Source organism: Mycobacterium paraterrae, assembly GCF_022430545.2.
Lineage (GTDB): Bacteria > Actinomycetota > Actinomycetes > Mycobacteriales > Mycobacteriaceae > Mycobacterium > Mycobacterium paraterrae.
Map to the genome: position 1 here is coordinate 540,327 of NZ_CP092488.2, position 24,386 is coordinate 564,712.

Sequence of the window (24,386 nt, forward strand, 5' to 3'; positions counted from 1 at the left end):
GATTACAGCTCGGAGTCGAGCCGGGCCATGTACTCGTCGATGTCGGGAATTGCCGACTCCGCTGCGTGTACGGTGACGGTCACGGTGTCGCCGATGCCCCAGACGCCGTGCACCAGGCCCATGGCCGGCGAGAGCGCCAGGTGTACCGCTGTCAGCAGCACCGGTGCGTCACCGAATGTCAGGTCAGCTCGACCACGGTGAAGGCTCGATACGACGGTGTGTCCGGCAACGTACGACGGCTGAGCTTCGGGATCGAACAAGCTGATGCCCCAGCGCAGCAGCGGAGCCGGGGTCGCCGCGAAGGCGCGGTCCGCCGCCCGGACCGCCACGTGCTCCGAACGGCGACGGGCATTCCTCAGGTCCGCGGCAATTTTTTCCAGCCGAGCCTCCCGGCTCAGGCCCGGATACAACCCGACAGTCACATTTGCGAAGTGGTTATGAGCATGAGGCACACCGGGTTTGGCCATCGTCACTTCGGCGGCCAACGATTCAGCCTCGTCGCACAGATGGCTCGACAACGCACCGGAGATTGCGGAAAGGGTCGCGACGGTCGCCGTCCGATCCCCAAGTTGCGCGCGGTGCCGAATCAGTGTGCGCGCGAACCGCTCCCCCGCTGGATGGACATTGGTAGACACCGCCGGACGCGGTCCGATCGCCGACGGCAGCAGCCCGGCGTTGGTTTCCTTGACGCGTCGGCGATGAGCCCGAGTGGCCTCGAGCGCCCGCCAGGGCAGGAAACCTGTCGACTCGTTCGACACGTCGGCGACGGGGGTGTTCCGTCCGAACAACCACGCGCACATTGCCAAGGCTCGCGGACCGTCGCAGAGCGCATGGGCGAATTGCATGACGGCGACCGTGCTCCGGCCGACGGTCCCCGGAACGCTGCGCACTGGACCGAAAAGGTGCATGCGCCAGGGCATTCGGCGACAGTCGAGCTCTTCGCCGACAAGTTTCGTGGCTTCGCGCAAACAACCGTCCCACGTGTCTTCGTCGTGTCTGACGATCCGGTCGGTATCGACGGTGGTGGTGACCCAGCGTGGGTAGGTCAGCGGTGACCCGTCCTCGACACGAATTGTCAACGCTGGGCAATTCCGCGCGCGTGCGACGAACTCGTCGATGGCCCGCTCGAGATTGGTTGGGAGGCCGTCGAATGCGTATAGCAGTAGGAAGCCATTGGGAATCTTTGCCGACATCCAGTAGAACTGCGCATCGATCGCAGCCATCGGGGTCGACATGTCCGCATCCTATTGATCCACAGTCCGGCTTTTACCCACAGCTGTCGTTCCGCCCGTCGGAGCTTGTCGCCTCCCGCCGTTAGAATTCGAACATGCGTGCGAGTAGTCGTGAGGATGTCGTCGAGGGTCTCGACGCGCTGCGCGCTGTCATGAAACGCACCCTGGACCTCGGCTTCGACGCGTTGACCACCCCGGAGCGGCTCAACGTCCTGGAAAGCTTCGAAGTGTTCCGCCGGCAGCTGCCCGCGGTCGAGCACGAGCTGATCAACGAGCTGGGCCACGAAGACCCGGCGGTGCTGGGTGGGAAACTACCCGCGGTGCTGGCCGACCGGCTCCGGATTTCGCGGGCGGAGGCGTCACGCCGGATCCACGAAGCCGCCGATCTGGGCGAGCGCCGCGCACTCAACGGGGAACCGTTGCCGCCTGTGTTGCCCGCGACCGCTGCCGCCCAACGCGCCGGGGAGCTGGGCGCCGGCCATGTCGCGGTGATCCGCTCGTTTTGGCAGCGCATCCCCGACTTCGTCGATGTCGGCACCCGCGCACGCGCCGAACAAGAACTCGCCCAGCGCGCCACCGAACACCGCCCCGACGAACTGGCCAAACTCGCCGACCGGCTGATGGACTGCCTCAACCCCGACGGCGACTTCACCGACATCGACCGCGCCACACGCCGCGGCATCACGATCGGTCGCCAGGACATCGACGGCATGAGCAAGATCAGTGGCTATTTGACCCCGGAGGCGCGGGCCACCTGGGATGCGGTGTTCGCCAAACTCGCCGCACCCGGCATGTGCAACCCCAACGACGCTGAGCCCTGCATCTCCGGTACCCCGTCGCAGGACGCGATCCAGGGCGACACCCGCGGCGCCCACCAACGCACCCACGACGCCCTGCTCACCGCCGGACGCGCCCTACTAGCCTCCGGCGACCTCGGCCAACACAACGGGCTACCCACCAGCATCATCGTCACCACCACACTGCAAGAACTCGAAGCCGGCGCCGGGCGGGGTTTGACCGCCGGCGGCACCCTGCTACCCATGTCCGATGTCATCCGGCTGGCCCAACACGCCCACCACTACCTGGCCATCTTCGAGCGCGGCAAAGCGTTAGCGCTCTATCACACCAAACGCCTCGCCACACCCGCCCAACGGCTCGTCCTGATCGCCAGAGATCGCGGCTGCACCTTCCCCAGCTGCGACGTCTCGGGCTACCACTGCCAGGTCCACCACGACAACCCCTACCGCACCCACCCCATCAGCGACGTCAACCACATGACCCTGACCTGCCACCCCAACCACGCCCTCACCGAACAAGGCTGGACCACCCGCAAAAACAGTCGCGGCCACACCGAATGGATCCCACCCCCACACCTCGACCGCGGCCAACCCCGCACCAACACCTACCACCACCCCGAGAAGCTCCTCCAAGATGGCGACGACGACGAAGCCGCCTAACTATGCGCGCCGGGGCAGTACACGCTGATGGCGTCGAGCAAGAATGGCCGGACCTGTGGACCGCTCAGACCCTGATTTTCCAACTTGGCGGCGAGCTGCAACATGGCGCTGCTGAACGGGCTCGGCATCGCGCCGAAGTGAAGAGTGAAGATCCCGGAACGGGACAGGTTGTCGTCGTCGCACCGTTCATGCGCCAGGGCGATCAACTGATCCGGGGGGCCCGCGGTGATGCCATCCTTTGCCAGCAACTTCAAGAACTCGTCGTCGGCCGGGTCGGCGTGAGCAACGGCGCCCGACATGAACACCGCCGCGGCGACGACGAGCCACGCGCACGAGTTCAAAGCCATGGCTAAGCGTGACACCCATCACGGCGAAGCGCGACTCGAATCGGTCTCAGCGGGCTGAGCCGATGAAGCCGAGTACCAGTTCGGCAACCCTGTCCGGCTCCTCGAGCTGTAAGAAGTGACCGGCATTGTCGACGACGGCCACGTCGCTGTCGTCGGGCAGCGCCTTGGCGGTCCAGCGCGCGAATTCCGACGTCACGCATCCATCGTCACGTCCGTGCAGGTAGAGAATCGGCAGCCGGGGCGGCGTGGTCCAGTACCGGTGCAGGTCCCGGTACGGCGCGGGTGGCCGCGTGTTGCGGATCGCCGACCGGTAGGGACCGAGCGCGGCGCGCCAACCTTCCGGCGTGCCGATCGCCGCGTCGACATGGCGCAGGTCAGCCTTGGCGTCGTAATTCGGCGACCACTGCTTCCACAGTCGCGGTAGCACCCATGATGCGGAATGCTCTGGCAGCCAAGGCAATTGGAAATACATGATGTACCAGCTTCGCAGCATCTGTGGCGGAATCTGAGCCAACAGCCGACCGCCTTGGCGAACGCCCCCGCCCTTGAAGGCCGCTGCGGGCGGAACCGACATGATCACCGCCTTGGCGAAAGGGCTGTCGGGAATGGCGGCCAAGCCGTTGGCGGCCATCGCTCCCCAGTCGTGGCCGATCACCACGTCGTGCTCGGTGCCGCCGATGGCAGCGCGGATCTGCAGCGCGTCGTCCATCAGCGCACCAATGTGGTAGCTGCCGTCGGACGGAATCGACGACGGCGCGTAACCACGCATGAACGGAGCCACCACCCGCCAGCCTGACTCGGCCAAATGCGGCGCGACCTTACGCCAGCCGTAGGCGGTGTCGGGAAAACCGTACAGGCACAACGCAAGTGGGCCGTCGAGCGGACCCCACGTCAGGGCCTTTAACTCCACGGCGGAAGCTTTGACGTCGATCCAACGGTGTTTGATCATCACCGAATCCTTCGCATGGGCGATCAGTAGTGGTCGAAGTCGGAGATCAGCCAGCGTGCGCCGATTTTTTCGAGCGTTACCTTCGCGCTGGAACCGATCACCGTCGGCGCTGTGTCGCCGGACTTGAAGCTTTGCGACACGAACACCAGCACCACCGCGTGATCCGGGGTCACCGTCTCCGGCGCCGCCCCCGGAGTCGTAGCGGTCGCCACGATGCGCTGCTGTTTGGCGCGCGGAACGAGGTCTTGCTGCGTCCGCTTCGTGTAGGTGTCCAGGAAGCCGCCGGTCAGCTTCTCCTGTGTAGCCGCCACGTCATGGTCAATCGTGTCGTATCGGAACGTCAGGATCGCACTTGTGGATTCCTTTGCGGCCGAAACGGATTCACGACGAGCAAGGTCGAGGGCGCGCAGCGAGGAGGCTTGCCAGTTCAGTAGGCCGGCAGCAATCGCAAGCAACAACACGAGCGTCGGCAGGAGACCGTAGGCGAGAACGCGTGACCAGTTGACCGATTTCATGACACGAACGCCACATCCGAGACCTTCACGCCGTCACCGACTTTCTGCACGGCGATGCGCATCCGGAAGTACTGCGCAGCCTGCTCACCGGCCTCCGCCGACTTCACTGTCACCGCTACCAGCACGCTGCCCTGGTCGCCGTTCTGCGACTCCAGGCCGGCGTCGGTGACCGTACCGAGCGATCTCGTTTTCGCCTGCTTGGCGTTGACGATGTAGGTCTGCTTGTGCTGGGCGAAGCTGTCGGCGAATGCGCCAACGGCGAGGTCCATGATGCGCTGCGCATCGGCGTCGACATGCTCGAAATCCACGGTGCTGAGGTTTACGGCGACGTCCTGCGCGGTCCGCACGAAAAGATCGCGCTGCGCTTCGTTGCGCTCGGCCCGGTAGGTCCGGAACCCAAGCCAGCCGACCAGACCGGCCAATGCGACCGCCGCTATCAGAGCAGCGACGAGGGCACTTCGAACAACTTGCGCGGGGGGCGGGTCCGGCACCACGTAAACGACATCGGGCTCGGCCTCATCGTCGCGCATATTCCCCAAGCTACGTGGTCATTCGGCGACTTAGACCGAAGCTGCCGCATTCTCCAGGTCGGCGATGACAATCTTTCGCATGCCGTACATCGCCTGGGTGGCCGCGGCGGCCACCGCCGGATCCGGGTGACTGAGCAATTCGTAGAGCCGCTGCGGTACCACCTGCCAACTCAGACCGAACTTGTCCTTGCACCAGCCACACTGCGACTCCTGCCCACCCTCGGAGGTCAGCCTGTCCCAGTAGTAGTCGACCTCGTCCTGGTCGGCGCAGTTGATGGTGAAGGACACCGCCTCGGTGAAATGGAAGTGCGGGCCGCCGTTGATCCCCATGAAGCGTTGCCCGTCGAGAACAAAGCTGCCGGACAGCACCGAGCCCGGCTCGCCGGGTCCGGCGTCGGTGGTTCGGTTCAGGCCCTCGAGGCTCGAGTTCGGGAAAATCGAGGCGTAGAACGTCGCCGCCTCTTCGAGGTTGTTGTCGAACCACAGCGTCGGTGTGATCGAGGGCATGCGCTCTCCTAAATGTCTCGGAAGGTGTCATGGAGGTAGACCCCGGCGAACGCCAAAACTCATCTGAGTAACGTCGAAGTGCGATCGACCGAGAGGACCGCCCGTGACTGCCGTGCGAAGCACTCCCAAGACCGTCGAGTTTGCCGGGACTCAGGGGCTCACCCTGATCGCCGACGAGTGGGGTCGCAGAACCGAGGCGTCCGTCGACAAGCCCAGCATCTTGATGCTGCACGGCGGCGGCCAGAACCGGCATTCGTGGAAGAACACCGGTCAAATCCTGGCCGACAACGGCTTTCATGTGGTGGCGCTGGACAGTCGCGGGCACGGCGACAGCGACCGCTCCCCCAGCGCCGACTATGACATCGAGACGTTGGCGGCCGACGTGATGCACGTCCTGGAGACCATCGGCCGGCCGGTGATCTTGATCGGCGCCAGCATGGGCGGGCTCACCGGCATCCTGGTGGCCGACCGGGCCGGACCGGAGCGGGTCACCCGGTTGATCCTGGTCGACGTCGTACCGCGGTTCGAAAAGGACGGCAGCGCGCGTATCCGCGACTTCATGTTCAGCGGATTGCACGGGTTCGCCACCCTCGACGAGGCGGCCGATGCCGTCGCCGCCTACCTGCCGCACCGGAAGAGGCCGCGCAGCCCGGAAGGATTGAAAAAGAACCTCCGGCTGCGCGACGGTCGTTGGTATTGGCACTGGGACCCGGCGTTCATGACCAAGCCCGGCGACGACCCGGAATTGCGCACCGAGAATTTCGAGCGCGCCGCGGCCGACCTGAAGATCCCGGTGCTGCTGATCCGCGGCAAGCTCTCCGACGTGGTCAGCCCCGAGGGCGTGAAGCACTTTCTGGACACGGTGCCCAACGCCGAGTTCGTGGAACTGCCCGGCGCGGGTCACACCGCCGCCGGCGACGACAACGATGCGTTCAGCGACGTCGTGGTGACGTTCGCCGGCCGCTAGCCGCCGACGCCGGGCTTCTCCGCGTGCCCACCGAACTGCTTGCGCATCGCCGACAGCGCCTTATTGGCGAAATCGTCGAGACTGCGTGAAGCGAACCGAGACTGCAACGCGGTGGTGAGCACCGGCGCCGGCACGCCCTCGTCGATCGCCGCGATCGCGGTCCAGCGACCCTCACCCGAGTCGGACACGCGGCCGGAGAATTCCTTCAGCTCGGGAGACTCGTGCAACGCGATTGCGGTCAGATCGAGCAGCCACGAGCCGACGACGCTGCCGCGGCGCCACAGCTCGGCGACGTCCTCGATGTTGAATTCGTACTGGTACGCCTCGGGGTCCGACAGCGGGGCGGTCTCGGCGTCGCCGGCCTCGATGCGCTTACCGATGTCGGCGTTGCGCAGGATGTTCAGCCCTTCGGCGATCGAGGCCATCATCCCGTACTCGATACCGTTGTGAACCATCTTGACGAAGTGGCCGGCTCCGGACGGCCCGCAGTGCAGATAACCCTTCTCTGGTTGCGCGACCTCACCGTCGCGCCCCGGCGTGCGCGGCGCGGCGTCGACTCCCGGGGCGATGACTGAGAAGAGCGGCTCGGCGTGTTCGAAGGCGTAGTCGTCGGCGCCGATCATCAGACAGTAGCCACGCTCGCGGCCCCAGACACCGCCGCTGGTACCGCAGTCGATCAGGTGAATTCCCTTCTCGGACAACAGTTTTGCGTGCTTGAGATCGTCCCGGTAGTACGAGTTGCCACCGTCGATGATGATGTCGCCGGATTCCAGGGTTTTGGCCAGATCCTCAATCACCCCCGTGGTGATAGTGCCGGCAGGCACCATCACCCAGACGACACGCGGCGCGGACATCTTCTCGGCCAGCTCTTTGAGCGAATAGACGCCGGTGGTGTTCTTTTCACCGGCCATCGCCTTGACGGCATCCTCGCTGTGGTCGTAGACAACCACTTCATGGCCGTGGTCGGCCACGCGGCGGGCGATGTTGGCGCCCATTCGGCCCAAGCCGATCATCCCTAGCTGCATGTCGCTCTGTTCTCCTTGGTAGTGGTTACTTGTCCAGCCACGGCTCTTGCCAGCCGCGATGTCCTTTCAGTAAGTCGCGCGCCGCGTCCGGGCCCCACGTGCCGGGGTCGTATCGGTGAATCTTGCCGGGTTGATCCAGCAACGGCTGCACGATGCGCCAGGTCTCTTCGATGCCGTCCTCGCGGGCGAACAACTGGTGATCGCCGTTCAACGCGCCGTGCAGCAATCGCTCGTAGGGCAGCAGCGGCTCGCCCAGATCCCGCGTAAACGACGAGTCGAGATGCAGGTCGTGCCAGCGGTCGCCGTCGATGGCGGTCAACTGCAGACGCAGACCGGGATCAGGGTCGATGCGCAGCACGATCTGGTTTGGTTCGGCCCGTCGCCGGTCCGGCAGGAAGGCTAGCGACGGGACGCGGTGGGTGAACAGCCGCACCTCGGTGACGCGCTCGGCGAGCGCCTTGCCCGCCCGCAGAAAGATCGGCACCCCGGCCCAGCGCCAGTTGTCGATCTCCACCCGCAACGCGACGAAGGTCTCGGTCGTCGACTTCGCGGCCACCCCGTCGATGTCGGTGTAACCGACGTACTGCCCTCGCACGTATCGCTCCGGGTCGATCGCCGGTATGGCCCGCAGGACGTCGGCCTTCTTGTCGTTGAGATCGTCGGCGCTCGGCCCGACGGGCGGCTCCATCGTGACCCCGGCGAGCACCTGGAGGAGGTGGTTTTGCACCACGTCACGCAGCGCCCCGACGCTGTCATAGAAGCTGCCGCGGTCCTTGACGCCGAAGTCCTCGGCCATCGTGATCTGGATTTCGGCGATGCTGCTGCGGTCCCACAGTTCGCTCAATGCCAGGTTGCCGAACCGCAGGTACTCCAGCTCGACGACCGGCTCCTTGCCCAGGAAGTGGTCGACCCGGAAGAGCTGGTCTTCGTCGAGCACCGCTCGCAGTCGCTCGTTGAGATCGAGCGCTGACTTCAGGTCGTGACCAAACGGCTTCTCCACCGCGACGCGGGACCCCTTGAGCAGGTCGGCCTCGGCCAGACGCTCGACGATCGGCGCGAACAGCGACGGCGGCATCTCCAGGTAGAACAGGCAGCTCGAGGTGGAGCCGATCTGCTTCTTCAGGGCGTCGTAGAGCGCGGAATCGGTGACATCACCATGCAGGTAAGACAGCCGCTTGGCGAGGCGGTCGAAGACTTTGCTGTCGACCTTCTCGCCGGCGCCTTCGATGGCTTTGCGCGCCCGCTTGACCAACTCCTCGACGCCGATGTCGTCGCTGGCGACGCCCACAATTGGGCAGTCCAGCAGCTTCCGCCGCTCCAGCCGGTAGAGCGCTTGAAAAGTCATCTTGCGGGCTAGATCGCCGGTGATGCCGAAAATCACCAGCAGGTCTGAGGAGTGAGCGTCGGATTCGACCAATCAAGACCTCCACGAGAATTCGATTCGGCTCCGGCTCAACACGCGCACACAACGCCACTTGCCCATATCGGGTATGGCGATCCCGCCGCGGACAGGATCAACCCTAAACGCGGGCGTTCGGCCCTACAACCGGAGATGACTGTGCTTAACCGTTTGCTGTAGAGGGCAAACACGGCCTGGCTCAGAGTTTTCGAAACTGACACGCGCGGTTGCCCTTTCGGTATCCGGTCGGTTATAGCCAAGGATCACAATCCGCGTCCGATTCGACCCTGTCGCTGCGGAAGTCGTGCCCGATCAGGGAAGATGCCTGGCATGCCTGCCCCCCTCACGATCGTCGTCTATGCACTTGCTGCGCTGGTTGTCGCCGAAGCGGTGGCCATCGGCGTGCTCTGGCGGCTGTGGAGCAACAGCAAGGCGGCGATCGAGGAGTTGCAGCGGCAACCGGACCTACTCAGCTTCGGATCCAAAGCGGTCAAGACGGTGTGGCAAACCGCGAACCTGGTGCGCAAGGAGGGTTTAGGCGCGGCGGTACGCAGCTCGATCGAAGACCTTGCCGACTGGGCCGAGGTGGAGCGCCCGGATCTGGCCCGGGTGACGCAGGACGGCAAAGTCGCGATCCTGTTCTCCGACATCGAGGAATCGACCGCGCTCAACGAGCGGGTCGGTGACCGGGCTTGGGTGCGGCTCATCGGTGAACACGACAAGCAGGTACGCAAGCTGGTCAAGGCGCATTCGGGTCACGTCGTCAAGAGCCAGGGCGACGGGTTCATGATCGCCTTCGCAAGGGCCGAGGACGCCGTGCGCTGCGCCATCGACATGCAGGACGCATTACACCGTGATGCACAACGCAGGCGGCGCAAGGGAATTCGAGTACGGATCGGCATTCATGTCGGCCGGTCGGTGCGTCGCGGTGACGACCTGTTCGGCCGCAACGTGGCGATGGCGGCGCGCGTTGCCGCCGAGGCTTGCGGCGGTGAGGTATTGGTGAGTGACACGGTGCGCAAGGCGCTGCGCGAATGTGAGGATCTCGAGTTCGATGGCGGGCGCGACGCCGAGCTGAAAGGGTTTTCCGGTACCCACCGGCTATACGCGGTCGCCGCTGCCTAGCCTTCCCCTGCCTCAGCGAGGCGTTGCTGCAGACGATCGCGGATCTCGTCGGGCGTGTAGGCCCTGCGCCGCCGCTGATCCCGGGCGACCAGTACCCCACCGGCGGCCACCCCGACGACACCGGCCAATCCCAGCAGCTTCCAGACGGTACGCATCGGCTCAGGTTATGCGGGACTGCATTCCGGCGAGGCCGGTATGTGCATATGGTTCGGTGGTGGATACGCACACGGTGAGCTTGAGCCAAGCCCTGGAACACACCAGGACCGGCGACATCTGGCTGTTTCGCGGGCATTCCGGGCCTGACCGCGCGATCCAGACCATGTCGAACAGCCCGGTCAACCATGTCGGCATGACGGTCGCGATCGAGGACCTACCGCCCCTGATGTGGCACGCCGAACTTGGCGACAAGTTGACCGATGTCTGGAGCGCAAGCAATCACCGCGGCGTGCAGCTCAACGATGCGCGGGAGTCGGTCGAGCGGTGGCTGAACCATTACGGGCAGCGGTGCTGGTTTCGGCAGCTGACGCCGGACATCAAGCACGAGCAGGAGAACCAGCTGCTGCGGGTCATCGCTCGGATGGACGGCACGCCCTTTCCGTCCACCACGCGGCTGACCCTGCGGTGGCTGCGCGGTCAAGTCCCCACCAGGTATGACTGGGTGCGAGGCCTGCCCTGGATCGATTCCCGGGTTCGCGAGTCGACCCGCAAGCGCAGGGCCGAGCAACGCAAGGCCGGATTCGAATCCGCCTATTGCGCAGAGACAGTCGCTGTCACCTACGAGGAGATGGGGCTGATCGAAACCGAGAAGCGGTCGAATTGGTTTGACCCGGGCCGGTTTTGGAGCGGTGACGATCTGCCGCTGATCGAGCCGTACCGGCTGGGCAACGAAATCTCAGTAGTAGCCGACTGAGGTGCCCCTCATCCCCAGAACTTGGCCCGGGCCTCGTCGGTGACCGGCGTGAACAGGTTGACCAGGTTGCCGTCCGGATCTCGGAACAGCAGCGCCCGATTGCCCCATGGCATCGTCGTCGGCGCTGTGACAACGTCACCGACGTGCGGACGCAATCGCTCGTATTCGGCGTCCACGTCATCGACGAGAAACTCGATGATCGCGCTGCGGTTGGCGGCCGGTTCGGCCGAGCCGGCGGCGAACAACGGCACGGTTTTGTCGCTGCCGATCGCCAAGGTGCCTGCTGCAGTGCCGATTTCAGCGAAAAGCTCGTTGCCCCACGCCGCGGCGGTCTCGGTCACCTTCTCGTAGAAGTCGACGAGCCGCGGCACGTCGGCGGTAATGATCCGGGTTGATACGAATTTCATGTCGGGGATGCTAGGTGGGCCCTGTGACAAGACCCTGGGACAAGAGAGTCAGAGCGGCGTCCAGATCTTGTTGTTCCAGAATCCCCACGCTCGCGCGGTCATGTTCCACATCACCTGAGCGCCCGGGGCCCACGGCGGCGGAGGCGGTTGCGGCGGCGCCCACACCGGCGGAACCCCCCAGGGGCCGTTGCCCATCGCGCCGCCCTGACCTGCCGAGCGTTGCCAGTCGTGGCACACGTTCCAGTCCCAGTCGTAGATGCTGCCCCAACTCGCATCCCAGGGCTGACCCGGACACCAATGAAAGGCCGGTGGCGCCGCGTGCGCAGTTCCGCACGCGAAGAACGCCATCGCAAGTAGCCCGGCCACGCGCTTCATAGTCGCCATCACCGAAGAGTGTGCCCTAGCCCGGGGACGCCCATACGCTAAACCGCACGCCGCGCAGGAGGAGGCACCCACGCCTGCAGGATTTGTCGACCGATCAACTGGCAGTTATGGGTGAACGCCAACGTCTGGGCCGCTGCGGTGAACTCCTGATTGCTGATCACGATGCTCTTCGCGCAGCCGTGGTGCCGCGCGCCAGCGACGACCTGCTGAACGGCGGCGACCCCCACGGGCTTGCCGAGCCGCTTGCATTGCACTGCCACTGACCTGTCGTCCCGTCGGGCGATCAGGTCGACGCCATAGTCGCCACTGGCAGGGGTGAACGTCACCTGCCAGCCGGCCCGCCGCAGTCGCGTCGCCACGTAATCCTCGAACTCCGTTCCCGTCATCGCGTCGATCGCCGCCATGCCGTCGTCGGACCGCCGACCTTCGGCCGCCAACACCAGTGCCAGCACCGCACCGACGACGGCCCCAAAAAAGCCCACCTTGACGCTGTGGCCGACGAGACCTGCAAACACCGCGAGATAGACCGGCAGGAACAGGTAGGTGATCTTCATGTCGGGCTGATGCTAGCGGCGCTCACCGACATTGGTCCCGCGCTCGGTTAGCTCTGCAACTCGTCGTCCGAGGTGACGATGCGCCGCCGAGTCTCGGCGACGGCGCGCCGCACTTCGGCGTTTTCGCGTCTGGCGTTGGCGTCCTCACGCTGTTTGCGTTCGGCGACCCGCTGCAGTCTCTCCCGCTCCCGCTGCTCCGTGGCGCCCTCGCGTTCGTCGGCGCGACGCTCACGGTCATCCGCTAGCTGCTCGCGCTCGTCGGCGATTCGGTCCCGCTCGTCGGCGAGACGTTCGCGCTCGTCAGCGACCTGCTCGCGGCGGGAGAGCTCATCTTGGCGCCGCGCCAGCGCATAGTCGTGTTGATCATGGTTGCCGGTAACCACGCATCTATTAAACGCCTCGACGAAGCCGTCGGCGAGGCGCCGTCACGCGAGCGGACCTAGGTCATCTGCCCTGATAGGGCTCGCAGGCTAAGCCGTCTTGGTCGCGGTCGAGTTGCGACCGGTAGGCGGGATCGGTGGACGGGATGTTGTATCGACCGTCGGCGTGCGCCTCGCTGCAGTTGCGGTACGGCGGGTCGGCCAACGCAGTTGGAGCGGCGGCAATCCCAAGGCCCACCAGCAGTGATGCGGTGACGAACGCGGTACGCAACATGAGAACCCCTAACGCTGTCCAGGGTGGTTATCGGCGAGCCTAAAGCGTGGCGGTTCGCTCGGCGGACATTCGAGACGGCACATAAAGGACTCATACGCGCATCGAAAAATGGGGCATTCTCCCCACGATTTCACGCCGCGAATACGCGACGCTGAAGCTAGCCGGCGTGCGGGGCCGGCATCCGACGGAAGGCACGACCATGGTGCGACGAGTCGCAACGGGTTTGGTGACGGCAGCTGTGGCAGCGGGGAGTCTGGCGTGTGGCGGCATTGCCCGCGCCGACGACAACGGCTGGGGACCGCCCCATCATTGGTGCCCCGGCGAAGAACCCCGGCCGGCAACCGGCAATCACGTCACCGACCCGCTGAATTGGGACTGGAACGTGTGCCACACCTACTACTTCCTCTGGCCCGGGATGGGCAACGTCTCGAGCCTGATCTGGGACGGCGACAATCCCCCGCCGAAACCTCCGCCGCCGACCGGGCTCTATTGCGACATGCCGTCCTTCACCAATTGCCGGATAGGCAATCACCCCTGAGCGCAATTCGGAATATGCGAAGCCACGAAAATATCTTCAAGTCATGCGTCGCCGGAGCACCCTCGCGTTAGTCTTTGCCGATGATCGCGGGCGATAAGGCGCCTGACTTCACCCTGTACGACCACACCGGCCGGCCCCGGACGCTGTCCGCGCTGCTCACCGAGGGTCCCGTCGTGCTGTTTTTCTTCCCGCTCGCGTCCTCACCGATTTGTACCGCCCAGGCGTGTCATTTCCGCGACCTCAGCGCCGAATTTGCCAGAGTGGGCGCTCAGCGCATCGGTATCAGCACCGACACGGTCGACCGGCAGGCCCACTTTGCGCGGCAGCGTTCATTCGACTACCCGCTGCTGTCGGATTCCGACGGCGTGGTGTCGGAGCTGTTCGGGGTCCGCAGGGGCAAGCTGGCCGGCCTGCGCAGATCCGCCGCGGGGCGGACGGACGCTCGACGCGGTCGGCACACCCGGCGTAGGGGACTGCTGGCGTGGCTGCTGCCAGTCAGGCGGACCACGTTCGTCATCGACGTCGAACGCACCGTCGTCAAGGTCATCTCCAATGAGGTGCGCGCATCGGTGCACGCCGACGAGGCCCTGCGGTTCTTGGCGGGTCATCGAGCATCCGAGAAGGAGTCGCAGATCGCCGACCCGCTGGCGCCACGCCGCATCGACTCTGACCTCGATCTGGCGTTCGAGGCTCCCGTCGAAGCGCTCACCTCCGAGGCGAATCCGCCGCATTGGCGGAAAAACGATGTGCGAAGCCAACTTCTGGCGTGGTCCGCGCAGAGCCCGTCGGTCGCAGAACTCGCCTCGCGTCTGTCCTTGCCGCTGGGCGCGACGCGGTTCCTGGTCGACGACCTGGCGACACAGGGTTATCTGCGGGTGGGCACTCCGCTCGATGAGTCGTCGACCGTCGACGAGCGGCGCGAGCTGATCAACAGGACCCTGCGCGGCTTGCGGGCACTCCGAGACGCGGAGCCGCCGACGGTGAATGTCTAGTGCAGATCGGCTTAGCTGCACCCATGGCCGGTCCGCCATGGCCCTGCGGGCCTCACCGTTTATCCGACCGGCCATTCAGGGTACTTAGACGCGGCTGCTCAAGCCGCCAAACAGGAGGTTCACACTCATGCTGTCCGGCCTTCTCAACACCCTCGTGTGGATATTGATCCTTGTCGTGATCATTGCGGTGATACTCGCGGTCGTCCGCGCTGTGGGGAGTCCGAGAAGCTCCACCGTCGTCGAACAGCCGGTCGCGCGGCAAGCGCCGCCCGTTAGCGGTGGATTGACCCCCGGCTGGTACCCAGACCAGAATGATCCGAATCTGTTGCGCTACTACGACGGCCGAGTGTGGACCGCTCAAACGGAGCCTCGCGCCTAACGGCTGCGTTGCGGGCCGACAGGAGGACCCGGTGGCTCCATACCCTCTGAGGAGTCTCGTCGGATTGTGCGCCGCACCTCTCACGATCACTCTGTCTCTTGCCCCAGTTGGCGCCGCCGACACCCCGTCGTGGAACGGCGAGTACGCGATCACATTCATGGTGGGCCCCAAAGATGGGACCAGCGTGGCGGCAAGTCAGCCCGAGACCCAGCACACCGAGACCTACGGATTCAGCTCAAGTTGTGCGAGCGGCACGTGCATCGCCACGATCATCAGCGGCCCCCCGCCGACAAACCCGACGATTCACCAACCAATACAGTTCACGTGGGACGGGTCGGCCTGGACACAAGTCAGCGATTTCCAGTGGGACTGCATGATGCCCGACACCTCGATCCAGTGGGCTCCGGCGAAATCCACTGTCCGGTACACGCCTCAAGCGAACGGGACACTCAACGGCGTCATGCACACCGATATCTCGAGCGGCCCGTGCCAGGGCTGGATCGAGATGGATATGACGGCCGAGCGAGCCTGACGGGGCACGTCGCCGTCGGCCACGTGGGCTATTTCTGACCCTCAAGCAGATGGGCATACGGATCCGCCTCTCCCCCAACGGATTCCGGCATCGGGTAGTACGTCTTGATGAGCAGGTTGCCGTCGTCATCCCAGGCGAAAGTCTCGATACTGTGCGCGACGCCGACGTTTGGCTCCTTGCCGAAGTGGTTCTCGCACACCCAGGCCATCTCGTTGCCGTTGACCTGAACCGTGATCATCTTGATCTTGAGTATCGACTGGAACATGTCGAAGGCATCGGACGTAGCCGCCGCGAAGCCATGTTTCTCCTCGGTACCGACCGGGTCGAACATGCGAACCTCGCCCGGGCAAATGGTGCGCCACGATTCCACCCACTCGTCCTTCTTGCCCGCGTTCCACAGATCGGCGTGCTTGGACGCGTGCGCCAAACGAGCCTTCCGACTCGGCACCTTGCTCATCTGCCCATCTCCGTTTCCACCAGCGTGATGGTCACGATAGCTGGACACTTGTCCAGTCGGAAGGGGCTATGCCGCGCCTTTCGGTCTAGACGTTGAACCGGAATTCGACGACGTCGCCGTCGGCCATCACGTAGTCCTTGCCTTCCATGCGCACCTTGCCAGCCGCCTTGGCCGACGCCATCGACCCCGCAGCGACTAGGTCGTCGTATGACACGATCTCGGCTTTGATGAAGCCCTTCTCGAAGTCGGTGTGAATCACCCCAGCCGCCTTCGGCGCGGTATCACCCTGGTGAATCGTCCACGCCCGCGCCTCTTTTGGCCCGGCCGTCAAGTACGTCTGCAGCTTCAGGGTGTGAAAACCGGCCCGCGCCAACGCATCCAGACCACGCTCGGTCTGCCCGATCGACTCCAGCAACTCCGCCGCCGACTCGTCGTCGAGCTCTTGCAACTCGGCTTCGATTTTCGCGTCGAGGAACACCGCGTCGGCCGGTGCGACCATCGCGCTCAGCTCCGCCTTGCGGGCGTCGTCAGTCAGCACCGACTCGTCGGCGTTGAACACATAAAGGAAAGGCTTGGTGGTCATCAGGTTCAGCTCGCGCAGCAACACGGCGTCGACACCGGCAGCGAACAGGGTTGTGCCCGAGTTCAGCACGGACTCGGCGGCGACGGCGGCCTCGTGCACCGGTTTGCGTTCCTTGTTGTTGCGGGCTTCCTTCTCCAGCCGCGGGATGGCCCTTTCCAGCGTCTGCAGATCGGCGAGGATCAACTCGGTCTCGATCACCTCGATGTCGGCGCGGGGATCGACCTTGCCGTCGACGTGTACGACGTCGTCGTCGGCGAACACCCGCACCACCTGACAGATGGCGTCACACTCGCGGATGTTGGCCAGGAACTTGTTGCCCAGTCCGGCGCCCTCGGAGGCGCCCTTCACGATGCCGGCGATATCGACGAACGTCACCGGCGCCGGCACGATCTTTTCGGAGTCGAACATCTCGGCAAGCTTGTCCAGCCGCGGGTCGGGCAGCGGTACCACGCCTTCGTTGGGCTCGATCGTCGCGAACGGATAGTTGGCGGCGACCACGTTGTTTCTGGTCAGCGCGTTAAACAGGGTCGACTTGCCGACATTCGGCAGACCGACGATCCCAAGGCTGAGGCTCACAGGGACACAAGTGTAGGAGAACTTCTGAGGTAGCCACGCCCACGCATTGCTAACGAGGTCGTTACGCGTCTTTCGGCGTCAAACCGGTACGGTCGACATGTGTCAGAACAGCAGGACCGGTCGGCGGAAGTAGCACATCGCCGCTCGATCGTCCCGTCGGTTCCCGGGGTGCCGTGGTGGGGCGCCGTGGTGGTCGCGGTGACCGGTGTCGCCGCGGGGTTCGCCTTCGACGCCGGCTCCGGCAAAGAACTGACCAGTGTCTTCTCCGGCCTCTACGTGGTGGGTTGCCTCGCCGCGGTGCTCGCCGTGCAGCAGGCGGGCGTGTTCACCGCGGTCATCCAGCCGCCGCTGATCCTGTTCTGCGCGGTGCCCGGCGCGTACTTCGTTTTTCACGGCGCCAAGTTCACCGGCGTCAAAGACCTGGTGATCAACTGCGGCTATCCGCTGATCGAACGTTTCCCGCTGATGCTGTTCACCTCGGCCGGCGTGCTGCTCATCGGACTGGTGCGCTGGTATCTCGGCATGGTGCAGACCCGGTCGGGTGAAGCGGACGCCGACGACGCCGAAGACAAGCGGCCCGGGCTGGTCGCGAGACTGGCCGCCGTCTTCAACCGCGATGACGCCGAGGCTGAAATCGAGGAGAAACCCCGGCGGCCTCGCGCGCGTCGGGAACATGCCGTGCAGCGGTCGGCGCGATCGACGGCAGCCGAACGGCGGGGCGCGCGTCGTACGACCGCATCGACGCGTACGCGTCGGCCACGACCCGCGACGGACGAGGCCGAAAAGCCGCGCGAGCGTACTCGGCGACGCCCCATCCGTGACTACGACGCCGACGAGCCACCTCGACGAAGCAGGCAGCCCCGCGACCTGGAGTCACGCGGCCGTACCGCGCGGGATGCCCGCCGCGACCCGCAGGCTCGGCGTGCGCGCCCGACCAGCCGCTTCGAGCCTTACGAGTCGGCGGATTCTTTCGACACGCCCCCACCGCGTCGCCGGCCGCCGTCGAATGGACACACCGCGACGCACCATCCGATCTCGCAGGTCAGATACCGGAAAGCCGCCGGCGGCGACGAGCCTTACGACGAGCGCCCACGTCGTCCGCGCCGGCCTTCGACCGACTGGGATTAGCGGGCTGGCCTGATTTCACGCGGCAGCGCGAATACCAACGTCTCGTTGGCCGTCGTCACTGGCTGAACCACGTCGTAGCCGTGCTCGGCCAACCGCTCCAGCACCCCTCGCACCAGCACCTCCGGCACCGACGCCCCGGACGTCACCCCGACCGTGGTCACGCCCTGCAACCATGCCGGATCGATGTCCTCGGCGTAGTCGACCAGATGTGCGGCGTTCGAGCCGGCGCCCAAGGCGACCTCGACCAACCGCACCGAGTTCGACGAGTTGCGCGAACCGACCACGATCACCAACTCGCACTCGGGGGCCATCGCTTTGACCGCGACCTGACGATTCTGGGTGGCGTAGCAGATGTCGTCGCTGGGTGGATCCTGCAGCTTGGGGAACCGGGCGCGGAGCCGCTGCACGGTTTCCATCGTCTCGTCGACCGACAGCGTGGTCTGCGACAGCCAGATCACCTTGTTCTCGTCGCGGACCGTGACGCCGTCGACCGCGCTCGGGCCGTCGACCAATTGCACGTGGTCGGGGGCCTCACCGGCGGTCCCGACGACCTCCTCGTGGCCTTCGTGGCCGATCAGCAGGATGTCGTAGTCGTCGCGGGCAAAGCGCTTCGCCTCGTTGTGCACCTTGGTGACCAGCGGGCAGGTGGCGTCGATGACCTTGAGGTCGCGCTCGGCGGCCGTCTGGTGCACGGTCGGCGCGACGCCGTGAGCAGAGAACACCACGATGGCACCCTCGGGCACCTCGTCGGTCTCGTCGACGAACACCGCGCCGGCCTTCGCCAGCGTCTCGACGACGTGGCGGTTGTGCACGATCTCGTGCCGGACGTAGACCGGGGCGCCGTGCTTTTCCAGCGCACGCTCGACGGTCTCGACCGCCCGGTCGACGCCGGCGCAGTATCCGCGCGGCTCGGCCAGCAGTACGCGCTTTCCGGTCACCGGCTCGGCAACCGACGCCGTGGCGCCAGGGATGCCCATATTAACGGTCGGTGGCATGGCAACCAGCGTACTTTCTGCCGACTCGGGGCCGCCAACTCGCGCGGTCAGCTTGGCGTTGTCCGCCGGTTAGGGCAGGCTTGACCACATGGCTACTGCACCGTATGGGGTTCGGCTGCTGGTCGGCGCCGCGACGCTGGCCGTCGAGGAGACGATCCGGCTGCCGAAAACCATCCTGATGTATCCGATGACGCTGGCCAGCACGGCCGCGCATGTCGTGATGCGGTTCCAGCAGAACGTCGCCGAGCTGGTCATCAAAGGCGATGCCACCTTGGAGCACATCTTCCCGCCGAAGGACGAGCAGCCGGAGTGGGCCACGTTCGACGAGGATCTGCCCGGCGATGACGACGAGCCGGCCGACACCGCGAGCCGCGGCGAAGGTCGCTTCGCGCTGTACTCCTCCCCCGGTTCCGACGCGGCCGAAGACTGGGCCCGCACGGCCGCCAAGCCGACCAAGCAGTCCGTTTCAGCACCTGACGTCGTCGACGAGCTGGACTACGAGCAGTTGACCTTGGCTCAGCTGCGGGCCCGCCTGCAGTCCCTCGACGTCAGCGAACTCGAGGCCCTACTCGCTTACGAAGAGGCCACCAAAGGACGCGCCCCGTTCCAGACGCTGCTCGCCAACAGGATCACGCGCGCGACGGCGAAGTGACCGACAACTCGGCCGACAACCCATTCCCGGTTCGCGCGGTCGCGACGCGGATTGCCGCCTGGATCGACAAACTCGGTGTGGTCTGGGTCGAAGGACAGCTGACGCAGATCAACATCAGACCGGGTGCTCGGACCGTGTTCATGGTGTTGCGTGACCCGGCCGCCGACATGTCACTGAGCGTGACCGCGCCGCGGATGCTGGTGGACAACGCGCCGGTCAAGCTGGTCGAGGGCGTGCAGGTGGTGGTCTGCGGCAAGGCGAACTTCTTCACCGGCCGCGGGACTCTGACGTTGCGGCTCAGCGAGATTCGTGCCGTGGGCGTCGGCGAGTTGCTGGCCCGCATCGAACGGCTGCGGCAGCTGCTGGCCGCCGAGGGCCTGTTTGACCCGCGCCTCAAGCGACCAATCCCGTTCCTGCCCAACATGATCGGGCTGGTCACCGGACGCGCCAGCGCGGCCGAGCATGACGTGACAACGGTCGCCGCGACGCGGTGGCCGGCCGTGCGATTCGCCGTCCGCAACACCGCGGTCCAGGGTCCGACCGCCGTCGCCCAGATAGTCAAGGCATTGCGGGAGTTGGACTCCGACCCGGATGTCGACGTGATCGTGCTGGCCCGCGGCGGCGGCAGCGTCGAGGACCTGTTGCCGTTTTCCGACGAAACGCTGTGCCGCGCGATCGCGGCGTGCCGCACGGCGGTGGTCAGCGCGGTCGGCCACGAACCCGACAACCCGCTGTGCGATTTGGTTGCCGACTTGCGGGCCGCCACTCCCACCGACGCCGCCAAAAAGATCGTGCCCGACACCACCGCAGAGCAGCGTTTGCTCGACGACCTGCGGCGGCGTAGCGCGCAGGCTTTGCGCAACTGGGTGGGCCGGGAAGAGCGGGCGCTGGCCCAGCTGCGCAGCCGCCCGGTGCTTGCCGAGCCGTTGGCGGCGCTGGCGGCGCGCGCCGACGAGGTGCATCGGGCCAGGTCGGCGGTGCGTCGCGACATCGCCCGGTTGATCGACGTGCAGGCCGAACGCGTCGGACACTTGTCGGCGCGGTTAGCGACACTGGGTCCCGCGGCAACCCTGGCGCGGGGCTACGCCGTGGTGCAGACGGTCGGCAGTTCCGGCCCGGCGGTCTTGCGATCGACCGACGATGCTCCATCCGGGACGAGGTTGCGGATACGGGTCGGCGATGGCGCGATCGCAGCGACAAGCGAAGGGCCAGCCGATGGCGGATGAAGGAGTTACACCCATTAGTCATCTTGGGTACGAAAAATGCCGCGACGAACTGATCGAGGTCGTGCGCCTGCTGGAACAGGGCGGACTGGATCTCGATGCATCGCTCAAGCTCTGGGAAAGGGGTGAACAGCTGGCTAAACGCTGCGAGGAGCACTTAGCTGGCGCCCGCAAGCGGGTCGCCGATGCGCTGGCCGCCGGCGACCCTGACGATACTTGATCTGACAACATTTCCTCGGGCGTTCGTTTTAAACTGGAACACGTTTCAGTTATCCTCGGCGGCATGGCTGACACGTCTGGACCTTTGCCGACCGCAGAGCTGGGGCGGGTGCTCGTCACCGGCGGATCGGGATTCGTCGGCGCCAACCTGGTGACGACGCTGCTCGACCGCGGCTATCAGGTGCGATCCTTCGATCGCGCGCCGTCGCCGCTTCCCCGGCAGCCCGGCCTCGAGGTGGTTCAGGGCGACATCTGCGACCGCGACGTGGTTGCGGAAGCGGTTGCCGGCATCGACACCATCTTTCACACCGCCGCGCTGATCGAGCTGATGGGCGGCGCTTCGGTCACCGACGAGTACCGGCAGCGCAGCTTCGCCGTCAATGTCGAGGGAACCAGGAACCTCGTGCACGCCGCCCAGGCCGCAGGCGTCAAGCGGTTCGTCTACACGTCGTCGAACAGCGTGGTGATGGGCGGCAAACCGATTGCCGGCGGCGACGAGACGATGCCCTACACGAACCGGTTCGCCGACCTCTACACCGAGACCAAAGTTGTCGCCGAGCGATTCGTGTTGTCACAGAACGGCGTTGACGGCCTACTGACCTGCGCGATCCGGCCGAGCGGTATCTGGGGACGCGGCGACCAGACGATGTTCCGCAAAGTCTTCGAGTCCGTGCTGGCGGGTCACGTCAAGGTGCTGGTCGGTCGCAGGTCGGCTCGTTTGGATAACTCCTACGTACACAACCTGATTCACGGGTTCATCCTGGCCGCCCAGCACCTGGTGCCTGGCGGGACCGCCCCCGGCCAGGCGTACTTCATCAACGACGCCGAGCCGATCAACATGTTCGAGTTCGCCCGTCCGGTGGTGGCCGCATGTGGGCAGCGCCTGCCCCGACTGCGGGTCTCCGGGGCGGCGGTACGCGCCGCCATGCTGGGCTGGCAGCGGCTGCACTTCCGGTTCGGCATCCGTGCGCCGATGCTCGAGCCGCTGGCCGTCGAGCGACTGTATCTCGACAACTACTTTTCGGTCGCCAAGGCCACTCGCGATCTCGGCTACCGGCCGCTGTTCACCACCGAACAGGCGATGGCCGAATGCCTGCCCTACTACACCGAACTGTTCGAGCGGATGAAAGCCGACGACCTAAATTCCCGCGAAAGTGCAACTGTCGGGGCATTTCTCAAGTAGACCTGTCGCTGGATGCACTTTCGCGGCGAGGGAGATCAATGGCTGAGACCGTACTTGTCACCGGAGCTTTCGGACTAGTCGGCTCGGAGACCGTGCGACAGCTCGCGGTCGAGGGACCACGCGTGGTCGCCACCGACGTTGGCGCGCCGGCCAATCGCAGGGCGGCGGAGAACATGCCGTCGACCGAGATCCGCTGGGCCGACCTCACGAAACCCGAAGCGGTCGCCGCTCTGGTACGGGCCGTCCAACCGACGGCGATCATCCACCTCGCCGCGATCATCCCGCCGATCTGCTACGCCCAGCCCAAGCTGGCCGACCGGGTCAACGTCGGCGCCACCAAATTGCTGCTCGAGGCCGCCGCCGCGCTGCCTCACCCGCCACGCTTTGTGCAGGCCTCCAGCGTCGCGGTCTATGGTGCCCGCAACCCGCACCGCGTGGACGGCGTGCTCACCGCCGATACCCCGTTGCGGCCGTCGGACATTTACGGCGCGCACAAAGTGGAAGCCGAAAAGCTGGTGCGCGCATCGGGTTTGGACTGGGTAATCCTGCGGCTCGGCGGCGTGCTCACCGCCGAGCCGCGCTTCGACCTGGACATGGACACCCTGTACTTCGAGGCGTCGCTGCCGATCGACGGCCGCATCCAGACCGTCGACGTGCGCGACGTCGCCCGCGCGTTCGTCGCTGCGACCACCGCGCCGGTGGTCGGCGAGACGCTGCTGATCGGCGGCGACGAGTCACACCGGTTGGTGCAGGGCGACCTCGCACCGTCGATAACCGCCGCGATGGGCTTGGTCGGCGGCGTCCCGACCGGGCGAAAAGGCAACCCGGACAGCGACACCGACTGGTTCGGCACCGACTGGATGGACACCACGCGGTCGGCGGAAACCCTCGACTTCCAGCGGGTTACGTGGCCACAACTGCTAGCCGAGACCGCCGCGCGGATGGGATGGCGTCGCCACCCCGCACGCCTGATCGCTCCGCTCGCGCGCGCGTTCTTCACGCGCCGCTCGCCGTACCGCCACTACCCCGGGCACTACGCCGACCCGTGGGGCGTAATCGACGCGAAATGGGGAAGCCACCGATGAGCAAGGGGAGCGCGGCCACCAAGCTTGCGGCGCAATGAAGTTCACCGGCCTACAGGCCATCGTCACCGGCGCGGGATCGGGCATCGGTGCGGCGCTGTGCCGCGCGCTGGTCGACGCGGGCGCCGACGTCGTGTGCACCGACATCGACGGGGCCGCCGCCGCCCGAACCGCCGAAAGTCTGCACGGCCCCGGCATTGCGACGTCGGCCACCCTCGACGTGACCGACCCAGCGGCGGTCAAGTCCGCGGTCGACGCGGTCGTCGCCCGTACTGGGCGACTGGACCTGATGTTCAACAACGCCGGGATCGCTTGGGGCGGCGACACCGAACTGCTGACGCTGGATCAGTGGAACGCGATCATCGACGTCAACATTCGCGGCGTGGTGCACGGCGTGACCGCCGCCTACCCGGTGATGTTGCGCCAGGGCCACGGCCACATCGTCAACACCGCGTCGATGGCGGGGCTGACCGCGGCAGGCCAGATCACCAGCTACGTGATGACCAAGCACGCGATCGTCGGGCTGTCGCTGGCGTTGCGTTCGGAAGCGATTCCGCGTGGCGTCGGTGTGCTGGCGGTGTGCCCGGGCGCCGTCGAGACGCCGATCCTGGACAAGGGCGCGGTCGGCGGCTTCGTCGGTCGCGACTACTACCTGCGCGGGCAGGGTATGAAAAACGCCTACAGCGCCGATCGGTTGGCCCGCGACACGTTGGCGGCGATCGCCCGGAACAAGAGGTTATTGGTCAAGCCGAGGCAGGCCTATGCCTCCTGGCTGTTCGCCCGAGCGGCGCCGAACCTGATGCAGCGCATGTCGATTCGATTCATCGCCGACCAGCGGAGGCGGCAGGCTGCTAACGCATCCAAACCTGTCACACGGTAGCGACA

At 65.7% G+C, this 24,386-nt stretch carries 32 protein-coding genes; 15 read left to right on the plus strand and 17 right to left on the minus strand.

The annotated features are described in order from the left end of the window. Nucleotides 1-2: 2 nt before the first annotated feature. The gene (locus MKK62_RS02380; RefSeq protein ID WP_240263861.1) at nucleotides 3-1,223 is read right to left on the minus strand and encodes a WS/DGAT domain-containing protein; all 1,221 of its coding nucleotides are present in this window, start codon (nucleotides 1,221-1,223) and stop codon (nucleotides 3-5) included. A gap of 104 nt (nucleotides 1,224-1,327) precedes the next feature. Between MKK62_RS02380 and MKK62_RS02385 the strand changes: the two genes are divergently transcribed. Further along, nucleotides 1,328-2,689: a 13E12 repeat family protein gene (locus MKK62_RS02385; RefSeq protein WP_240262581.1), complete on the plus strand. Its 1,362-nt coding sequence runs from the start codon at nucleotides 1,328-1,330 to the stop codon at nucleotides 2,687-2,689. On the opposite strand, the gene MKK62_RS02390 is transcribed toward MKK62_RS02385, so the two are convergent. The 5 genes from MKK62_RS02390 to MKK62_RS02410 are packed head-to-tail and all read right to left on the minus strand — an operon-like array spanning nucleotide 2,686 to nucleotide 5,537. After that, complete coding sequence (locus MKK62_RS02390; RefSeq protein WP_240262580.1) at nucleotides 2,686-3,036, minus strand: DUF732 domain-containing protein; 351 nt, start codon at nucleotides 3,034-3,036, stop codon at nucleotides 2,686-2,688. The two genes, MKK62_RS02385 and MKK62_RS02390, sit on opposite strands and share 4 nt — an antisense overlap. Nucleotides 3,037-3,082: 46 nt before the next feature. After that, entirely contained in the window at nucleotides 3,083-3,985 is a 903-nt protein-coding gene (locus tag MKK62_RS02395) for an alpha/beta fold hydrolase (RefSeq protein WP_240262579.1), read from the minus strand. A 23-nt stretch (nucleotides 3,986-4,008) separates the two neighbouring features. Further along, complete coding sequence (locus tag MKK62_RS02400; RefSeq protein ID WP_240262578.1) at nucleotides 4,009-4,500, minus strand: hypothetical protein; 492 nt, start codon at nucleotides 4,498-4,500, stop codon at nucleotides 4,009-4,011. Further along, a complete protein-coding gene (locus tag MKK62_RS02405; RefSeq protein ID WP_240262577.1) occupies nucleotides 4,497-5,030 on the minus strand; it encodes an Rv1363c family protein in 534 nt (177 codons plus the stop codon). Before MKK62_RS02405 ends, MKK62_RS02400 begins: the two co-directional genes overlap by 4 nt. Before the next feature lie 30 nt (nucleotides 5,031-5,060). Further along, a complete protein-coding gene (locus MKK62_RS02410; RefSeq protein WP_240262576.1) occupies nucleotides 5,061-5,537 on the minus strand; it encodes a VOC family protein in 477 nt (158 codons plus the stop codon). 103 nt (nucleotides 5,538-5,640) lie between these two features. On the opposite strand from MKK62_RS02410, the gene MKK62_RS02415 reads away from it, so the two are divergent. Further along, nucleotides 5,641-6,504 carry an alpha/beta fold hydrolase gene (locus MKK62_RS02415; protein WP_240262575.1) on the plus strand — a complete coding sequence of 288 codons (864 nt, stop codon included), beginning with the start codon at nucleotides 5,641-5,643 and terminating at the stop codon, nucleotides 6,502-6,504. Here MKK62_RS02415 and gnd read toward each other — a convergent pair. Further along, entirely contained in the window at nucleotides 6,501-7,529 is a 1,029-nt protein-coding gene (gene gnd / locus MKK62_RS02420; RefSeq protein ID WP_240262574.1) for a phosphogluconate dehydrogenase (NAD(+)-dependent, decarboxylating), read from the minus strand. The two genes, MKK62_RS02415 and gnd, sit on opposite strands and share 4 nt — an antisense overlap. A gap of 25 nt (nucleotides 7,530-7,554) precedes the next feature. Then, a complete protein-coding gene (locus tag MKK62_RS02425; protein WP_240262573.1) occupies nucleotides 7,555-8,946 on the minus strand; it encodes a glucose-6-phosphate dehydrogenase in 1,392 nt (463 codons plus the stop codon). A gap of 303 nt (nucleotides 8,947-9,249) precedes the next feature. Between MKK62_RS02425 and MKK62_RS02430 the strand changes: the two genes are divergently transcribed. Then, nucleotides 9,250-10,053: an adenylate/guanylate cyclase domain-containing protein gene (locus tag MKK62_RS02430; RefSeq protein WP_240262572.1), complete on the plus strand. Its 804-nt coding sequence runs from the start codon at nucleotides 9,250-9,252 to the stop codon at nucleotides 10,051-10,053. Here the strand turns inward: MKK62_RS02430 and MKK62_RS02435 are convergent. Next, nucleotides 10,050-10,208, minus strand: a complete 159-nt coding sequence (locus MKK62_RS02435; RefSeq protein WP_240262571.1) for a hypothetical protein — start codon at nucleotides 10,206-10,208, stop codon at nucleotides 10,050-10,052. The two genes, MKK62_RS02430 and MKK62_RS02435, sit on opposite strands and share 4 nt — an antisense overlap. Before the next feature lie 59 nt (nucleotides 10,209-10,267). On the opposite strand from MKK62_RS02435, the gene MKK62_RS02440 reads away from it, so the two are divergent. Beyond that, nucleotides 10,268-10,963 carry a guanylate cyclase gene (locus MKK62_RS02440; RefSeq protein ID WP_240262570.1) on the plus strand — a complete coding sequence of 232 codons (696 nt, stop codon included), beginning with the start codon at nucleotides 10,268-10,270 and terminating at the stop codon, nucleotides 10,961-10,963. An 8-nt stretch (nucleotides 10,964-10,971) separates the two neighbouring features. Here MKK62_RS02440 and MKK62_RS02445 read toward each other — a convergent pair whose 3' ends face one another. From MKK62_RS02445 to MKK62_RS02465, 5 genes are all read right to left on the minus strand, one after another. After that, nucleotides 10,972-11,370 (minus strand): VOC family protein, encoded by a 399-nt coding sequence (locus tag MKK62_RS02445; RefSeq protein WP_240262569.1) that lies wholly within the window; start codon nucleotides 11,368-11,370, stop codon nucleotides 10,972-10,974. A 48-nt stretch (nucleotides 11,371-11,418) separates the two neighbouring features. Further along, nucleotides 11,419-11,754, minus strand: a complete 336-nt coding sequence (locus tag MKK62_RS02450; protein ID WP_434085016.1) for an Mtp family mycobacterial-type pilin — start codon at nucleotides 11,752-11,754, stop codon at nucleotides 11,419-11,421. A 38-nt stretch (nucleotides 11,755-11,792) separates the two neighbouring features. Beyond that, on the minus strand, nucleotides 11,793-12,308 hold the full coding sequence (locus tag MKK62_RS02455; protein WP_240262568.1) for a restriction endonuclease: 516 nt from the start codon (nucleotides 12,306-12,308) through the stop codon (nucleotides 11,793-11,795). 47 nt (nucleotides 12,309-12,355) lie between these two features. Beyond that, complete coding sequence (locus MKK62_RS02460; protein WP_240262567.1) at nucleotides 12,356-12,691, minus strand: hypothetical protein; 336 nt, start codon at nucleotides 12,689-12,691, stop codon at nucleotides 12,356-12,358. A gap of 61 nt (nucleotides 12,692-12,752) precedes the next feature. Then, nucleotides 12,753-12,962, minus strand: a complete 210-nt coding sequence (locus tag MKK62_RS02465) for an excalibur calcium-binding domain-containing protein (RefSeq protein WP_240262566.1) — start codon at nucleotides 12,960-12,962, stop codon at nucleotides 12,753-12,755. A gap of 199 nt (nucleotides 12,963-13,161) precedes the next feature. On the opposite strand from MKK62_RS02465, the gene MKK62_RS02470 reads away from it, so the two are divergent. The 4 genes from MKK62_RS02470 to MKK62_RS02485 all read left to right on the plus strand — a co-directional run bounded on the left by MKK62_RS02470 (nucleotide 13,162) and on the right by MKK62_RS02485 (nucleotide 15,403). Further along, the gene (locus MKK62_RS02470) at nucleotides 13,162-13,500 is read left to right on the plus strand and encodes a hypothetical protein (RefSeq protein ID WP_240262565.1); all 339 of its coding nucleotides are present in this window, start codon (nucleotides 13,162-13,164) and stop codon (nucleotides 13,498-13,500) included. Between the two features lie 80 nt (nucleotides 13,501-13,580). Then, on the plus strand, nucleotides 13,581-14,492 hold the full coding sequence (locus MKK62_RS26410; protein WP_286670883.1) for a peroxiredoxin: 912 nt from the start codon (nucleotides 13,581-13,583) through the stop codon (nucleotides 14,490-14,492). A gap of 127 nt (nucleotides 14,493-14,619) precedes the next feature. Beyond that, a complete protein-coding gene (locus MKK62_RS26495) occupies nucleotides 14,620-14,871 on the plus strand; it encodes a DUF2510 domain-containing protein (RefSeq protein WP_350355742.1) in 252 nt (83 codons plus the stop codon). A gap of 31 nt (nucleotides 14,872-14,902) precedes the next feature. Beyond that, nucleotides 14,903-15,403: an Rv2253 family sensor-like surface protein gene (locus MKK62_RS02485; protein WP_240262564.1), complete on the plus strand. Its 501-nt coding sequence runs from the start codon at nucleotides 14,903-14,905 to the stop codon at nucleotides 15,401-15,403. A 28-nt stretch (nucleotides 15,404-15,431) separates the two neighbouring features. On the opposite strand, the gene MKK62_RS02490 is transcribed toward MKK62_RS02485, so the two are convergent. Both MKK62_RS02490 and ychF read right to left on the minus strand, forming a co-directional pair. Then, nucleotides 15,432-15,860: a hypothetical protein gene (locus MKK62_RS02490; protein ID WP_240262563.1), complete on the minus strand. Its 429-nt coding sequence runs from the start codon at nucleotides 15,858-15,860 to the stop codon at nucleotides 15,432-15,434. An 85-nt stretch (nucleotides 15,861-15,945) separates the two neighbouring features. Then, nucleotides 15,946-17,019, minus strand: a complete 1,074-nt coding sequence (gene ychF, locus MKK62_RS02495; protein WP_240262562.1) for a redox-regulated ATPase YchF — start codon at nucleotides 17,017-17,019, stop codon at nucleotides 15,946-15,948. A 99-nt stretch (nucleotides 17,020-17,118) separates the two neighbouring features. Here ychF and MKK62_RS02500 point away from each other — a divergent pair, with 99 nt between their 5' ends. Beyond that, a complete protein-coding gene (locus MKK62_RS02500; protein ID WP_240262561.1) occupies nucleotides 17,119-18,147 on the plus strand; it encodes a DUF6542 domain-containing protein in 1,029 nt (342 codons plus the stop codon). On the opposite strand, the gene MKK62_RS02505 is transcribed toward MKK62_RS02500, so the two are convergent. Further along, nucleotides 18,144-19,142, minus strand: a complete 999-nt coding sequence (locus MKK62_RS02505; protein ID WP_240262560.1) for a 4-hydroxy-3-methylbut-2-enyl diphosphate reductase — start codon at nucleotides 19,140-19,142, stop codon at nucleotides 18,144-18,146. The genes MKK62_RS02500 and MKK62_RS02505 overlap by 4 nt on opposite strands. Before the next feature lie 88 nt (nucleotides 19,143-19,230). Between MKK62_RS02505 and MKK62_RS02510 the strand changes: the two genes are divergently transcribed. The 6 genes from MKK62_RS02510 to MKK62_RS02535 all read left to right on the plus strand — a co-directional run bounded on the left by MKK62_RS02510 (nucleotide 19,231) and on the right by MKK62_RS02535 (nucleotide 24,381). Then, nucleotides 19,231-19,794 (plus strand): lipid droplet-associated protein, encoded by a 564-nt coding sequence (locus MKK62_RS02510; RefSeq protein WP_240262559.1) that lies wholly within the window; start codon nucleotides 19,231-19,233, stop codon nucleotides 19,792-19,794. Next, on the plus strand, nucleotides 19,791-21,020 hold the full coding sequence (gene xseA / locus MKK62_RS02515; RefSeq protein WP_240262558.1) for an exodeoxyribonuclease VII large subunit: 1,230 nt from the start codon (nucleotides 19,791-19,793) through the stop codon (nucleotides 21,018-21,020). Before MKK62_RS02510 ends, xseA begins: the two co-directional genes overlap by 4 nt. Beyond that, nucleotides 21,010-21,237 carry an exodeoxyribonuclease VII small subunit gene (locus tag MKK62_RS02520; protein WP_240262557.1) on the plus strand — a complete coding sequence of 76 codons (228 nt, stop codon included), beginning with the start codon at nucleotides 21,010-21,012 and terminating at the stop codon, nucleotides 21,235-21,237. Before xseA ends, MKK62_RS02520 begins: the two co-directional genes overlap by 11 nt. A 63-nt stretch (nucleotides 21,238-21,300) precedes the next feature. Further along, nucleotides 21,301-22,419, plus strand: a complete 1,119-nt coding sequence (locus tag MKK62_RS02525) for a 3-beta-hydroxysteroid dehydrogenase (protein WP_240262556.1) — start codon at nucleotides 21,301-21,303, stop codon at nucleotides 22,417-22,419. 38 nt (nucleotides 22,420-22,457) lie between these two features. Further along, complete coding sequence (locus MKK62_RS02530; protein WP_240262555.1) at nucleotides 22,458-23,504, plus strand: NAD-dependent epimerase/dehydratase family protein; 1,047 nt, start codon at nucleotides 22,458-22,460, stop codon at nucleotides 23,502-23,504. 34 nt (nucleotides 23,505-23,538) lie between these two features. Continuing rightward, complete coding sequence (locus MKK62_RS02535; RefSeq protein ID WP_240262554.1) at nucleotides 23,539-24,381, plus strand: SDR family NAD(P)-dependent oxidoreductase; 843 nt, start codon at nucleotides 23,539-23,541, stop codon at nucleotides 24,379-24,381. The last annotated feature ends 5 nt before the right edge of the window (nucleotides 24,382-24,386 follow it).

Bases quoted from the DNA above. Each gene is read 5' to 3' on its own strand.
- MKK62_RS02465 (WP_240262566.1), bottom strand. From the start codon at position 12,962: ATGTTGCGTACCGCGTTCGTCACCGCATCACTGCTGGTGGGCCTTGGG.
- MKK62_RS02390 (WP_240262580.1), bottom strand. From the start codon at position 3,036: ATGGCTTTGAACTCGTGCGCGTGGCTCGTCGTCGCCGCGGCGGTGTTC.
- MKK62_RS02520 (WP_240262557.1), top strand. From the start codon at position 21,010: ATGGCGGATGAAGGAGTTACACCCATTAGTCATCTTGGGTACGAAAAA.
- MKK62_RS02410 (WP_240262576.1), bottom strand. From the start codon at position 5,537: ATGCCCTCGATCACACCGACGCTGTGGTTCGACAACAACCTCGAAGAG.
- MKK62_RS02505 (WP_240262560.1), bottom strand. From the start codon at position 19,142: ATGCCACCGACCGTTAATATGGGCATCCCTGGCGCCACGGCGTCGGTT.
- MKK62_RS02445 (WP_240262569.1), bottom strand. From the start codon at position 11,370: ATGAAATTCGTATCAACCCGGATCATTACCGCCGACGTGCCGCGGCTC.
- MKK62_RS02385 (WP_240262581.1), top strand. From the start codon at position 1,328: ATGCGTGCGAGTAGTCGTGAGGATGTCGTCGAGGGTCTCGACGCGCTG.
- MKK62_RS02380 (WP_240263861.1), bottom strand. From the start codon at position 1,223: ATGGCTGCGATCGATGCGCAGTTCTACTGGATGTCGGCAAAGATTCCC.
- MKK62_RS02525 (WP_240262556.1), top strand. From the start codon at position 21,301: ATGGCTGACACGTCTGGACCTTTGCCGACCGCAGAGCTGGGGCGGGTG.
- MKK62_RS02510 (WP_240262559.1), top strand. From the start codon at position 19,231: ATGGCTACTGCACCGTATGGGGTTCGGCTGCTGGTCGGCGCCGCGACG.
- MKK62_RS26495 (WP_350355742.1), top strand. From the start codon at position 14,620: ATGCTGTCCGGCCTTCTCAACACCCTCGTGTGGATATTGATCCTTGTC.
- MKK62_RS02435 (WP_240262571.1), bottom strand. From the start codon at position 10,208: ATGCGTACCGTCTGGAAGCTGCTGGGATTGGCCGGTGTCGTCGGGGTG.
- MKK62_RS02530 (WP_240262555.1), top strand. From the start codon at position 22,458: ATGGCTGAGACCGTACTTGTCACCGGAGCTTTCGGACTAGTCGGCTCG.
- MKK62_RS02395 (WP_240262579.1), bottom strand. From the start codon at position 3,985: ATGATCAAACACCGTTGGATCGACGTCAAAGCTTCCGCCGTGGAGTTA.
- gnd (WP_240262574.1), bottom strand. From the start codon at position 7,529: ATGCAGCTAGGGATGATCGGCTTGGGCCGAATGGGCGCCAACATCGCC.
- MKK62_RS02490 (WP_240262563.1), bottom strand. From the start codon at position 15,860: ATGAGCAAGGTGCCGAGTCGGAAGGCTCGTTTGGCGCACGCGTCCAAG.
- MKK62_RS02400 (WP_240262578.1), bottom strand. From the start codon at position 4,500: ATGAAATCGGTCAACTGGTCACGCGTTCTCGCCTACGGTCTCCTGCCG.
- MKK62_RS02430 (WP_240262572.1), top strand. From the start codon at position 9,250: ATGCCTGGCATGCCTGCCCCCCTCACGATCGTCGTCTATGCACTTGCT.
- MKK62_RS02535 (WP_240262554.1), top strand. From the start codon at position 23,539: ATGAAGTTCACCGGCCTACAGGCCATCGTCACCGGCGCGGGATCGGGC.
- MKK62_RS26410 (WP_286670883.1), top strand. From the start codon at position 13,581: ATGATCGCGGGCGATAAGGCGCCTGACTTCACCCTGTACGACCACACC.
- MKK62_RS02405 (WP_240262577.1), bottom strand. From the start codon at position 5,030: ATGCGCGACGATGAGGCCGAGCCCGATGTCGTTTACGTGGTGCCGGAC.
- MKK62_RS02455 (WP_240262568.1), bottom strand. From the start codon at position 12,308: ATGAAGATCACCTACCTGTTCCTGCCGGTCTATCTCGCGGTGTTTGCA.
- MKK62_RS02450 (WP_434085016.1), bottom strand. From the start codon at position 11,754: ATGGCGACTATGAAGCGCGTGGCCGGGCTACTTGCGATGGCGTTCTTC.
- MKK62_RS02470 (WP_240262565.1), top strand. From the start codon at position 13,162: ATGGTGCGACGAGTCGCAACGGGTTTGGTGACGGCAGCTGTGGCAGCG.